The 12,791-nt window shown below is 52.6% G+C and carries 8 protein-coding genes; 3 read left to right on the top strand and 5 right to left on the bottom strand.

The annotated features are described in order from the left end of the window. Positions 1-164 precede the first annotated feature (164 nt). The gene (locus tag MHH78_RS10220; RefSeq protein WP_341167325.1) at positions 165-1,331 is read left to right on the top strand and encodes a nucleotide sugar dehydrogenase; all 1,167 of its coding nucleotides are present in this window, start codon (positions 165-167) and stop codon (positions 1,329-1,331) included. An 84-nt stretch (positions 1,332-1,415) separates the two neighbouring features. Here MHH78_RS10220 and MHH78_RS10215 read toward each other — a convergent pair whose 3' ends face one another. The 3 genes from MHH78_RS10215 to MHH78_RS10205 all read right to left on the bottom strand — a co-directional run bounded on the left by MHH78_RS10215 (position 1,416) and on the right by MHH78_RS10205 (position 6,234). Continuing rightward, complete coding sequence (locus MHH78_RS10215; RefSeq protein WP_341167324.1) at positions 1,416-4,094, bottom strand: ComEC/Rec2 family competence protein; 2,679 nt, start codon at positions 4,092-4,094, stop codon at positions 1,416-1,418. Between the two features lie 117 nt (positions 4,095-4,211). After that, the gene (locus MHH78_RS10210) at positions 4,212-4,730 is read right to left on the bottom strand and encodes a deoxycytidylate deaminase (protein WP_076082103.1); all 519 of its coding nucleotides are present in this window, start codon (positions 4,728-4,730) and stop codon (positions 4,212-4,214) included. Positions 4,731-5,361: 631 nt separating this feature from the next. Further along, positions 5,362-6,234, bottom strand: coding sequence for a ComEA family DNA-binding protein (locus MHH78_RS10205; protein WP_341167323.1), 873 nt, complete (start codon positions 6,232-6,234; stop codon positions 5,362-5,364). Between the two features lie 138 nt (positions 6,235-6,372). Here MHH78_RS10205 and comER point away from each other — a divergent pair, with 138 nt between their 5' ends. Then, entirely contained in the window at positions 6,373-7,224 is an 852-nt protein-coding gene (gene comER / locus MHH78_RS10200) for a late competence protein ComER (protein ID WP_341167322.1), read from the top strand. A gap of 131 nt (positions 7,225-7,355) precedes the next feature. Here comER and leuS read toward each other — a convergent pair whose 3' ends face one another. Together leuS and MHH78_RS10190 are read right to left on the bottom strand one after the other, a co-directional pair. Next, entirely contained in the window at positions 7,356-9,785 is a 2,430-nt protein-coding gene (gene leuS, locus MHH78_RS10195; protein WP_341167321.1) for a leucine--tRNA ligase, read from the bottom strand. Positions 9,786-10,555: 770 nt separating this feature from the next. After that, positions 10,556-11,623, bottom strand: coding sequence for an AI-2E family transporter (locus tag MHH78_RS10190; protein WP_076082115.1), 1,068 nt, complete (start codon positions 11,621-11,623; stop codon positions 10,556-10,558). A gap of 227 nt (positions 11,624-11,850) precedes the next feature. On the opposite strand from MHH78_RS10190, the gene bglS reads away from it, so the two are divergent. Further along, positions 11,851-12,540, top strand: coding sequence for a beta-glucanase (bglS, locus tag MHH78_RS10185; protein WP_076082211.1), 690 nt, complete (start codon positions 11,851-11,853; stop codon positions 12,538-12,540). The last annotated feature ends 251 nt before the right edge of the window (positions 12,541-12,791 follow it).

Below are 12,791 nucleotides of genomic sequence, written 5' to 3'. Positions count from 1 at the left end.
TGTGAAATTTGTTACAATATCCATTAATCTACCGAGTATATCCAATTCTTTTCGTACCATTTAAATTTAAATTAAACAAATCATAGAACATATTGCCATATAATTGGTGTAAATATAGAATAAACGGTACAACTACAATAATTGAAATTGGGAGGTATAGTTAAATGAGGATTACAGTGGCTGGATTAGGCTATGTCGGCTTGTCCAATGCTATTCTACTATCGCAAAACAATGAGATTATCGCACTGGATATAATTCAAGAAAGAGTTGATATGATTAACAAAAAGAAATCTCCGATTAAAGATCAGGAGATTGAAGATTACCTGTTATTTAAGAAATTAAAACTAACTGCCACAACGGATAAACAAAAGGCATTTAAAGATGCTGAATATGTGATTATCTCAACTCCGACCAGCTATGATCCGAAGAAAAATTATTTTAATACCGAAACTATCGAGGATGTAATTAAAAGTGTATTATTGATTAACTCTGAAGCCATTATGGTTATAAAATCAACTGTTCCCGTAGGGTACACTGAAAGAATTAAAAAAATGTTCAAAACAAATAACATCATATTCTCTCCAGAGTTTCTACGTGAAGGAAAGGCCCTTTATGATAACTTATATCCTTCACGAATTGTTATAGGCGAACAAACGAAAAGGGCCAGAATCTTTGCCAAATTACTTACTGATGGTGCAAAGAAAAAGAATATTGATGTATTGTTTACGAATGCAACTGAAGCAGAAGCTATTAAATTATTTGCTAATACTTATCTTGCTATGAGAGTAGCATTTTTTAATGAGTTAGATTCTTTTGCTGAGATAAGAGGATTGAGCACACAACAAATTATTGAAGGAGTTAGCCTAGATCCCCGCATCGGCGATGGCTATAATAACCCCTCTTTTGGTTACGGTGGATATTGTTTACCAAAGGACACGAAACAACTACTAACCAATTATGCGGATATCCCCAATAATATGATAAGTGCCATTGTAGAAGCTAACAAAACAAGAAAAGATCATATTACAAATATGATATTAAAAAGGAATCCAAATATTGTAGGTATACATCGCTTAACTATGAAAAAAGATTCCGACAACTTTCGGGAATCTGCTATTCAGAGCATTATGACTCGTATAATGGCTAAAGGTATCAAGGTAGTTATATACGAGCCAATGCTTCACGTTGATATGTATTTCAACTCTAAAGTAATTAAAGATTTGAAAGAATTTAAAAATGCATGCGATATTATAATTACTAATCGCCTAACTGAAGAGATTTGGGATGTTGTAGAAAAAGTCTACACTCGCGATATTTTTAATAGAGACTGATAAATATATAAATTCCATTATTTTTATATGTATTACCATCTCTTCAAAGGCGATCATTTACATAGAAAAATCGTATCGCCTATTTCACTTTAATTTATTTCGCACTTCAATCCCACCGTGCCTAATTCTCATCTCAATCTCCCCCTGCTGATCCGTCCGGTAGACGCGGGTTCCCGTACCGTTCAGGCGCTCCAGCACAACACCGTGCGGATGCCCGTAGAGATTATTCACACCGGCTGAAATCACAGCGGCGCCGGGCTTCCAGAAGGCTAGCCATTCTGCGCTGGACGCAGTTTTACTTCCGTGGTGGGCGACCTTGAGGACGTCGATGGGTCTGCCTTGCTCAATCCCGGATTGACTTGCGGAATGTAGGATGGCTTCCTCTGCCGCCTCATCCATATCTCCCGTGAAAAGAAAGCTCCGGCCGTTCATCTCCAGCCGGAACACCACCGATTCGTGGTTCTGGTCTTCCACTTCCTCCGGCAGGGTCTGCCCATCCGCTGGCGGCTCCGGCCAGAGGAAGTTCAGCCGCGCGGCCTCGTCCGGGGCCAGCGTCATACCCTGCTGCACCGGGTACAGCCGGACACCCGCGTCCAGTGCAGTCGTCATCAGCTTGGTATACGGCTCCGTGTCGGCTAATGTTCCGTTGAACAGCAGCGCTGATACCGGCATCCCTTCCAGCACTGCCTGGAGTCCTCCGGCATGATCCTGATCGCCATGCGTCAGAATAACCGCGTCCAGCCGGTGGATACCCCGCTGCTTCAGGAGCGGCAGCAGCGTCTTCGCCCCGACCTCGAACGGGCTGCGGCGGATGCGCCATTCCTCCCGGTTGCCGAAGCTCACGGTCCCGCCGCCGTCCACCAGGATGTGGGCTCCGCCCGGCGTGGTAATCAGGCTGCTGTCCCCCTGGCCTATATCCAGGAAGCTGATGGAACCGGAGCCGTCGCGTATAACCTCGGCGTTATAGCCTTTGTAGAGCAGAATGGTCAGGCCTATAGCGCACATTATCGCTGCGGGATTGCTCCAGCGTGCTGAACCCGGTTGCGGATAGGCTTGAAAGGCCAGCGCCGCTCTTCTGCTGTTCGCAGTGGATGGAAAATCTGGCTGGTTGTTGGTGTTGATATGGTTACCCGGCGGTTCCGGCCTCTCCAGTTCCGCCAGCGGACGGGTCTCATCATCCATGAACTGGGGAACAAGTCTAGCTTCAGTCCTCCGCTTCAACGCAAGTAACATACCGTACAGTAGCCCGTAGTAGAGACAAATCCACAGAAAGGATGGCGAAGCCCAGATCAGCTTCCCGGAGGTGAATCCGTTCACCCACTCTACTGCCGCAAAAGTGATATTATTTAGTATCTCCGCAAGCTGCGCAGTCAGGAGTGCAACTGCATTCCAGACCCTTCCGAGGAGCAGCGCCAGTGTTCCTAAGGGCAGCACCAGGAAGGTGATAAAGGGAACCAGCAGCAGATTAGCAGCAACGGACAACAATGAGAATTGGTTGAAATAATAAATCGTCAGCGGAAACGAGACCAGTTGAGCAATAATCGTTACGGAGAGACTGCTGCCCAGCCAACCCGGTAACTGCTTGAACAGCGGCGCAGCGAGCGGTGTGTACACCATGAGTCCCGCCGTTACCAGAAAAGACAGCTGAAAGCTGACACTAAGCAGCAGATAAGGATTCCAGACCAGCATCATCAAAGCGGATGCAGCCAGAATATTTAGTCCATCCTTGAGCAGGCCCAGCCTTGCCGCCAGCAGGGCAATCATGCTCATGATCCCGGCGCGGATCACGGACGGTCCCGCCCCGGACAGCAGCACATAGACCGGCACCAGCAGCAGGGTCACCGTCAGTGCGGTTTCTCTGGTTAAGCGGCAGCGGCGCAAGAGAACAAGGATCACTCCGACGTACACCGCCACATGCATCCCCGAGATGGCCAGGATATGGGTAAGCCCGAGCTGCGAGAACTGTCTGAAGGTCTCCGGGTCCAGCTCCTTTTGGATACCGATGACAAGGCCTTTCATATAACCCGCATGAGGCTCCTGAAATAAGCGGCTCATTTCTGCACCGAGCACGGATCTTGCCTTATCATTCCAGCGCAGAATAGTGGACGGCTCCCACGAGACTTGGGGGTTAACCTTTACACTGGCTGTTCCCGTTCCTTTTAGCAGCCAGTGTATCTTTTGGGTGAGCAGATAGGCACGGTAGTCGAATCCGCCAAAGTTGCGCGCTATCTGCGGCTCGATCAATTCCCCCTCAATGACCACCCGGTCTCCCCGCTGCCACAAGGCAGCCTCAGCGATCTCACTCTCCTCCTGGAGCTTGATTTGTACAGTTACACGTTCACCTTCAGCCTCCCTCTCCGCCGCTCCCGCTGCGGCAGACTGTTCCCCTTGCTGGTGTAGTCTGACACTGGACAGCTTCGCGACAAAGTCAACCCGGTCCCCGTCCCGCTCCACCGGAGAGACAATAACCCCTGTGGCTGTTACGTATGCCTCATTCAATTCGCCTGACGGGTGCCCTAATGCCTTGGGCAGCAGACTCACATTGCGTATCTCACTGTATTCCCAGTAAAGTGCCGCCACAATTAGTACCATCACCAATACCGCAGCCGTCCTCCAGCGTATCCCGCCGCTCACCGCCCAGATTACAGGCAGTAACAGCAGCCCTGCGAGACAGATTAGCAGACTGCGGCCAGAGAACAAACAACCTGCGGCACTTCCCGCCACCCAGCAAACCGTGAAGCTTAGTAACGGCCTTCTGTTCATGATTATCTCTCCTTCCTAATTAGCTCTAGACGCCAAAAAACCTCTGCATACGCATACACATGCGTGTACAGAGGTTCTTCCCCTGAAGCCAGTCCATATTCTATCGGGTGTACGCCATTATTCAGATACCGAAATCATCGTTTCCTTAGGCGGCTCGTAGTTCTCCAATTGACGGAACACGATTCCTTTGGAGGAGAGCATCGCCTGTACCTTCTCCATGTCTTTCTTGTAAGGACGCAGGTAGACAATCTCCACGATTCCGCTGTTAGCCAGCATATTGGCACAGGTCCAGCACGGCTCATCCGTAACGTAGACCGTACTGCCTTCCCGGTCGCTCCGGTCTGTGAACAGCAGCAGATTCTGCTCGGCATGGATTGTACGGATACAGCGCTGCTTTTTGACCATTGTCTCTACACCGTCTATCATCTCACGCTCGTATTGCTCAGAGACCATACAGCCTGCTTCCGAGCAGTCAGGAACGCCCATCGGCGCACCGTTATAGGCCGTACCCAGCAGCTTCTTCCCCTGCACCAGCACCGCGCCGACATGGCGGCGGGGACAGCGCGAACGGGTGGAGACCATGCAGGCAATATCCATGAAGTATGTATCCCAGTTCTTGCGGTAAGCCACAGTCATCAGTAATCTCCACTTTCTCTTCAATAGTTGTTCATTATTGTAGCATACCTGTCTGCGTTTTCACTAGGATATTGATAGCCCGCAACAACCTACATTTCGCCTATCCCTCGCTCAGATCTCCCGTCCCGCCACTTCTACACCTCATTTGCTCATCCGTAAAGTGGGGTGTGATTGCACTTCATACAGTAGAAATTGCATTCTCAGCGCCTAAGTAACGTTCTGCTGCACTCTGTACAATTGATTTTCTTATTTGTCCTCAAAAGACCTGCTTTTGTAAAATTCTAATGTACGAAGTGCAGCAGCTTCAGTTATCAGGCGGATTGTGGGCTAATCTAATGTACTGAGTGCAATTGCAGCTTACTGTGCCTCTGTCCATGCTCAGAGTATAGAGCCCGCTAAGTGGAAAAACTACAACTGTTACTGGTAAAAGCGCCGAATGTAAGCTAGTAGTTGGAAAAATGACACTTAATTTATTGCAAATTGCTGATTCAGCGCATTCAGGCTAAATTAGATGCCCTAAATCCACTTACTGTTCGTCAAGGTAGCATTTAAGATTTATTAAGTGGAGGAAATCCAACTGCTTCCCCGACAGACGGGTTGTTCGGAGACGGAGACATTCAGGACGGCGGCCTTAAAATGCCACCAGCGGCTTCAGCTTCTCCAGCAGCTTGGGGCCGATGCCCTTCACCTTGCCCAATTCCTTCACGCTGCGGAAGGCTCCCTTACTGGTGCGGTAGTCGATAATCGCCTGTGCTTTCTTCTCTCCGATGCCCGGCAGGTCCATGAGGGCTTTGGCATCGGCTGTATTCACATTGATCCGGCCGTCAGCCGCTGCCGGGGCTGCAGTGCCAGCGGCTCCACCAGTTCCAGCTGTTGCAGCCGCCGTTCCACTTGCACCGCCGCTTCCCGCCGCTCCTCCGGGTCCTCCTGAGTCCGCCGCACCCGCACCCGATATCCCGGCACTCGCCGCTCCAACGCCAGCTGTTCCATCACCGGTGGCCGCACCGCCAACAACTCCGCTACCCGCCTCGCCTACAACATTCGCGCCAGCAACTCCATTACCAATCACACTCCCGCCAGCTCCTGTGTCCACTGTTGCAACACTCGTGGCTGCGTTGCCAGTTACTCCACTCCCCGCCGTACCGCCACCAGCTGCCTCTCCACCTGCCTCTCCACTACCCGCCGCACCTGCAACACTCCAGACAACTGCCCCGTCCCCCACCGCACTCCCGCTAGCCACTCCATTACTCGTCGTACCGCCACCCGATACCTCGCCACCTTCCGCTCTACTCCCCGCTGCACCAGCCACACTCCCGCCATCACCCCCGGCGGCCGCTCTGCCAGCCTCCCCGTCAGCCGCCACTCCCAGCGCCTGCGCCATTCCGGCGTTCAGTGTTGACCATCCGGCGATGCCGGCGTCCTGTGTTCTAAGGTCTGCGGCCCATACCAGGCTGCCGCCCAGCAGCGCGGCGGTGATGGCGCAGATGATCATTCTTTTATCCATCAGTTTGTCCTCCCTCATCGAACTGGAATTTTATTCAAAAATCCGATTAAAACCTGTCATTGGTCCAAGTCTGGTGTGCATACATTTAACGAAGAGTATCACTGTAAGCCAGCAGCATAAGAAAGGAGGTACCACAGGATGAAAGTGGGATTTATCGGAACAGGCAGCATGGGAAGTCTGCTGATCGACACCTTCCTTCGGTCGGGAGCCCTTGATCCATGTGACGTGATGGCCAGCAACCGCAGCCCGGGCAGGCTGATGGAGCTGAAGAAGCTTCATCCCGGAATTACGATATGCTCCGGCAACATCGAAGCCGCCTCGGAGAGCGACCTGGTGTTCCTGTGTGTCAAGCCTTTGCAGTTCAAGCGGGTAACCGATGAGATCGCCCCTTATCTGCGCAGCGACCAGATCGTTGTATCGATTACAAGCCCTGTGCAGCTCTACCATCTGGAATCGGCCCTGCCCTCCAAGGTCGCCAAAATCATTCCCAGCATCACCCATTCCGTCAGAGGCGGAAGTTCGCTGTGCATCTTCGGTAGCCGATTAAATAAAAAAGACAGGCTGCTGCTGCTCCAGCTATTTTCCTGCATTGGAGTTCCTGAGGAAATTCCTGAGGGTCATACGCGGATTGCCTCAGATTTCTCCAGCTGCGGTCCGGCCTTTCTGAGCTATTTCCTGGAGCGGTGGATTGAAGCGGCTGTTGAAGCAACCGGCATCGACGAAGCCCTGGTCACCCGGCTCGCAGGGGAGATGCTGCTGGGTACAGGCAAGCTGCTGACCGAAGGCTCGTTCACCCCGCAGGAGCTGCAGGAACGGGTAGCCGTCCGCGGGGGTATTACCGCGCAAGCCCTGAATCACTTGCAGACCAGTCTGGAAGGGGTATTCGAACGCCTGATCACCACCACACACGACAAATACGATGAGGATGTGGAAAAGCTCGACGAGCTGTTCGGCCTCGGCAGCATCGCCCAGAGCCGCTTAGACCGTTAAGCCATCCTGCCCCCTGCCTTGGCCCTGTCCCCTCCCATGCTGGCAGTCGTCACGCTTCACAGGCCGCCCGAAACCAAGAAAGCCCGCAGCACGGAAACCTCCGTTGCTGCGGGCAGAATTGCGTTCTTCGCTTAACCCACTACGATATTTACCAGCTTGCCGGGAACGGCAATGATTTTGCGTACGGTTTTGCCTTCGACGGCCGCCTTCACATTCGGCAGGGCCAGGGCGTGGTCCTGCATCTCCTGCTGGCCCATATCCGCCGGAATCAGCGCGCGCTGGACGATTTTACCGTTGACCTGCACCACGATCTCAACCTCAGCATCTACGGTCCAAGCTTCATCATAGGATGGCCAGGCGACATAGCTGATGCTTCCTTCATGGCCCAGCAGCTCCCACAGCTCTTCGGCAATATGCGGTGCCAGCGGGGACAGCATCTGTACGAACTGTTCTGCTGCTTCCTTAGACAGGCTCTCCTGCTTGTAAGCGTCATTGATGAAAATCATCAGCTGGCTGATTGCCGTATTGAAACGCAGATGCTCGAAGTCTTCGGTTACCTTCTTCAGCGTCTTGTGCCAGGTGCGTTTGAATTCATCCGTGCCGCCGCCCTCTGTAATCTTCGCGCTGAGGCTGCCGTCTTCATTCACGAACAGGCGCCATACGCGGGAGAGGAAGCGGTGAATGCCTTCGACACCCTTCTCGTTCCAAGGCTTGGTGGCCTCCAGCGGCCCCATGAACATCTCATAGACGCGCAGGGTATCTGCCCCGTAGGCTTCCACGATCTCATCCGGGTTAATGACATTGCCGCGTGATTTACTCATCTTCTCATTGTTGTTCCCCAGGATCATTCCCTGGTTGACCAGCTTGTGGAACGGCTCCTTGGTATCGACTACGCCGATATCATAGAGTACCTTATGCCAGAAGCGGGCATACAGCAGGTGAAGCACTGCATGCTCGGCTCCGCCGATGTACAGGTCAACCGGCAGCCATTCCTTCTGCTTCTCCGGTGAACACAGCTCCTGATCATTGTGCGGATCAATATAACGCAGGTAGTACCAGCAGCTGCCGGCCCATTGCGGCATGGTGTTAGTCTCGCGGCGGGCTTTCATGCCAGTCTCGGGATCAATTGTCTCCACCCACTCGGTCACATTCGCCAGCGGGGATTCACCAGTGCCCGAAGGCTTGATGGCATCCACATCCGGCAGAACCAGCGGTAGCTGATCCACAGGCACAGTCTTCATCGTGCCGTCTTCCAGGTGCAGAATCGGAATCGGCTCGCCCCAGTAACGCTGGCGGCTGAACAGCCAGTCGCGCAGGCGGTAGGTTACTTTGCCCTTACCGCTGCCCTTCTCTTCCAGCCAGGCGATCATCTGAGCCATCGCTTCAGTATTGGACAGGCCGTCGAGGAATCCCGAATTGACATGCGGACCGTCACCGGAGTAGGCTTCTTCTTCGATATTGCCGCCCTGCACCACTTCGATGATGTTCAGGCCGAACTGCTTGGCGAACTCCCAGTCACGGGCATCATGGCCCGGAACGGCCATAATGGCTCCGGTTCCGTAGCCCGCCAGCACATAGTCAGCAATCCAGATCGGCACCTGCGCGCCGTTCACCGGATTAATCGCATAAGCGCCGGTGAATACACCGCTTTTCTCCTTAGCCAGATCCGTGCGTTCCAGATCGCTCTTGCGGGAAGCCTTGTCGCGGTATTCAGCAACGGCTGCCTTCTGCTCATCCGTGGTGATGGCATCCACCAGCTTATGCTCCGGTGCGAGTACGCAATAGCTTGCTCCGAACAGCGTGTCGGGACGGGTAGTGAACACTTCAAGCACAGCCTCATGCCCCTCAATCGCAAAGGTCACCTCAGCGCCGGTCGATTTTCCGATCCAGTTGCGCTGCATATCCTTGATGCTCTCTTCCCAGTCCAGCTCCTCCAGATCCTCCAGCAGGCGGTCGGCGTATTCGGTAATCTTCAGAATCCACTGGCGCATCGGTCTACGGACGACGGGATGGCCGCCGCGCTCGCTTTTGCCGTCGATGACTTCTTCATTCGCAAGAACCGTTCCCAGCGCCTCGCACCAGTTCACCGATACTTCGGCCACATAAGCCAATCCACGATTGTACAGCTGGATGAAAATCCACTGCGTCCACTTGTAGTACCCCGGATCTGTCGTACTGATCTCACGGTCCCAGTCGTAGGAGAAGCCCAGCGACTTGATCTGGCGGCGGAAATTGTCAATGTTCTTGAAGGTAATGTCACGCGGATGCTGGCCGGTATCCATGGCATACTGCTCTGCCGGAAGTCCGAAGGCATCCCAGCCCATCGGGTGCAGCACGTTGTAGCCGCGCATCCGTTTGAAGCGGGACACGATGTCGGTGGCGGTATAGCCTTCCGGATGGCCTACGTGCAGCCCTGCGCCGGAAGGATACGGGAACATATCCAGGGCGTAGAATTTCGGCTTGCCTGATTCTTCAATTGTCTTGAAGGTCTTGTTCTCGTCCCAGAATTTCTGCCATTTCGGCTCGATGGTCTGGGCGCGGTATCCAATATTGTCGCTCATCTTGTGCTCCTCCTTGGAGTGTTGCTGTATTAGGTAACTCTATTGTAAAAAAATACTGTAAATAAGGGTCACTGCAGAAAGTTTTGGGCTTCCGCCCGCTGTTATACTCGGATTTCTGAATTATAAGCTTCAAGGTAGAAATCCGAGTATAAAGGCGGCCACTAACGTTGCTACAGCTCCAAAATTTCTTTCCGTTCCTTTATATTTACATAAAATCCGTAATAACCAATTCACTTGCCCAGTGCAACAGCAAAGCCCAAGAGCCGCCCATGATTCGCCGGGCCGGGAGCCGGAGCGAGTCAACATATTCGCTCCTACGCTGCTCAGGACACGCTGCTCCGTCAGGTTAACCACAAAAAAACCTCCCATCCCTAGCGTATAATCGCTAGGGACGAGAGGTATGAATTCCCGTGGTACCACCCTAGTTAGCGGCGGACATTCTTTGTCCGGCACTCACTTTGACACCCTGTATCGGGGGTGAGGCGACGGCGGTTCACTCACCGGTCCCTCTAAGGAACCTGCGGCTCGCGCCATTACTCGGAGGTGAGTTCACTGCGGTCCGTTAACCGGCTCGCACCTGAGGTGCCGGCTCTCTGCAATAACGGTCTCACGAATTAATACTCCTCTTCATCGCACTGCTATGAATAACTCTTCTTATCGTAATATTCACCACATTATAACCAAAAGATACATGTACCGTCAATCCTTTCACCCGAAGTAGCCGCAGGTTCCCCTGTTCCTGCATGTGACGGGATGCATTACGGCTGCTTCTATGCCGGCCTTCTGCGGATATAATAGCCGATGATATGCTGAATGACCACCTTGGCGGCAGCGAAGAAAGGAACGGCCAGAATCAGCCCGATCATTCCGGCAATCTCCCCGCCGACCAGCAGCGCGAAGATGATCAGCAGCGGATGCAGATGCAGCTTCCGCCCTACAACCTGCGGAGAGATCACGTTGCTCTCCAGCATTTGGCACAGGGTGTTCACCACCGCCACCAGCAGGACAAGGCGCCACGACAAGGTTGAGGCCATTATAATGGCCGGGGCCGCCCCCAGAAACGGACCCATATAAGGAATAATGTTGAATACCGCGACAACACAGGCGAACAACAGCGCATAAGGCATGCCGATAATCGCGTAGCCGATATAAGCGAGCACGCCGATGATGATGCAGACGAGAAACTGTCCGCGGATATAGTTGCCGAGTGCTTCATCAATGTCTTTTAACAGCATCACAATCGACTTGCGGCGCGAACGGGGCAGACAGGATACCACCATCCGTTCGAATACCTCGAAGTCCTTCAGAATATAGAACACGAGAAAAGGCACAATGAATGCGTTGAACAGCACGCCAATCGTCGAAGCGATATTATTAAGGAAGTGGGAGATGCCTTCGGCCAGGCGGTTCTCCAGCTGATAGAACCAGTTATTCATCCCCGTCTCCACCCCGGGCGGAATCAGTCTGGAATTCATGCCCTTCATCAGCCCCTGCGCGTGCAGCGTCATCTCCGGCAGATGCTCATTCAGCTCCTCCAGCTGTTCAATGAACATCGGGATCAGATTGATCAGAATCACCGCAAGCGAGGTCAGGAACACCGCATAGATCAGCAGGACGGCTACGCTGCGCGGCATTTTTCTCCGGGAGAGCATAGTGACCACCGGATTCAGTACATATGAGATAATCATGGCGGCCAGGAACGGGGCCAGGATCGCTTTTAGAAACAGGAATACCCCATTCAGCATCGGACGGAGCAGCCAGACGAAATATAGAATAATCAGTGAGAGCAGCACGCCGATCATCCAGCGGAGCCATTTACTGCGGAACCACTCCTCCATAATCTCCCTCCTGAACGTGTACAGCCCTTAACTATCATGCATATTAGTATGTGTGGGAGGGGAATGAAATACTCTGCTCTGCAAAAAATTGGTTTTTTGTTATTTTAGTTCGCAGGTTGGTATAGTGGCCGGGTTCAAGGTCCGCTACAATCATATTGTAAAGCGCTTACATTATAAGGAGGGTATTGTATATGAGGAGAACGCTACACAAGCTATTCGGTGCAGGGATGACCCTGTTGCTTGCCGGTCTGCTGACAGGAGCTCCGTCCGTTTCGGCGGCCACCGTTTTTGATGAGCCCCTGACTTACTTCAATCCCGCAACCTGGCAAAAAGCAGACGGATACTCGAATGGCTCCATGTTCAACTGTACCTGGCGTGCGAATAACATCTCTTTCACCAGTGGCGGACAGCTTCGTCTGGCCCTGACCAGTCCCAGCAATAATAAATTTGACGGCGCGGAGTACCGCTCTGTGTACAAGTACGGCTACGGCAAATACGAGGTCAGTATGAAGCCGGCCAAGAACAGCGGGATTGTCTCCTCCTTCTTCACCTACACAGGGCCTTCAGACGGCACGCCTTGGGATGAGATTGATATTGAGTTCCTCGGCAAGGATACCACCAAGGTCCAATTCAACTATTACACGAACGGCGTTGGCGGTCACGAGAAGATTGTCAATCTCGGCTTCGATGCTTCCCAGAGCTATCATACGTACGCCTTCGACTGGCAGCCGGGTTATATTAAATGGTATGTAGACGGGGTCTTGAAGCATACGGCCACCAGCAACATCCCCTCCCGGCCCGGTAAAATCATGATGAACCTCTGGAACGGAATCGGTGTGGATTCCTGGCTCGGTTCCTATAACGGGGCAAACCCGCTGTACGCCTATTACGATTGGCTGAAATTCACAGGCAACTAACTTGCAGGCAGGAGATGGACCCCGGCGATGCGCAAGCGGCATCCGCCGGGGTCCTTTTGTCTATGCGGTCATGGCGGCTCATCTTCAATATTTGTTATTCCAATCGCCACATTGGTATGGCGGCTGCTGCCGTCCTTCTGTACGATATATAGCAAGAATACAGCACAGGAGGAACAGATTCGGGTCGGGCCGCCGCCAGGCAAATAGGCAGAAGCACTCAAGCGTATCTACGACAAGAAACCGCCTTATTA

The sequence above is a fragment of the Paenibacillus sp. FSL H3-0333 genome (assembly GCF_038002805.1).
GTDB classification, from domain to species: Bacteria; Bacillota; Bacilli; order Paenibacillales; family Paenibacillaceae; genus Paenibacillus_AQ; species Paenibacillus_AQ silagei.
The sequence above is the reverse complement of the archived record's forward strand: the minus strand, read 5'-3'. Positions and strand labels throughout refer to the sequence as shown.

Bases quoted from the DNA above. Each gene is read 5' to 3' on its own strand.
- MHH78_RS10220 (WP_341167325.1), top strand. From the start codon at position 165: ATGAGGATTACAGTGGCTGGATTAGGCTATGTCGGCTTGTCCAATGCT.
- MHH78_RS10190 (WP_076082115.1), bottom strand. From the start codon at position 11,623: ATGGAGGAGTGGTTCCGCAGTAAATGGCTCCGCTGGATGATCGGCGTG.
- leuS (WP_341167321.1), bottom strand. From the start codon at position 9,785: ATGAGCGACAATATTGGATACCGCGCCCAGACCATCGAGCCGAAATGG.
- comER (WP_341167322.1), top strand. From the start codon at position 6,373: ATGAAAGTGGGATTTATCGGAACAGGCAGCATGGGAAGTCTGCTGATC.
- bglS (WP_076082211.1), top strand. From the start codon at position 11,851: ATGACCCTGTTGCTTGCCGGTCTGCTGACAGGAGCTCCGTCCGTTTCG.
- MHH78_RS10205 (WP_341167323.1), bottom strand. From the start codon at position 6,234: ATGGATAAAAGAATGATCATCTGCGCCATCACCGCCGCGCTGCTGGGC.
- MHH78_RS10210 (WP_076082103.1), bottom strand. From the start codon at position 4,730: ATGACTGTGGCTTACCGCAAGAACTGGGATACATACTTCATGGATATT.
- MHH78_RS10215 (WP_341167324.1), bottom strand. From the start codon at position 4,094: ATGAACAGAAGGCCGTTACTAAGCTTCACGGTTTGCTGGGTGGCGGGA.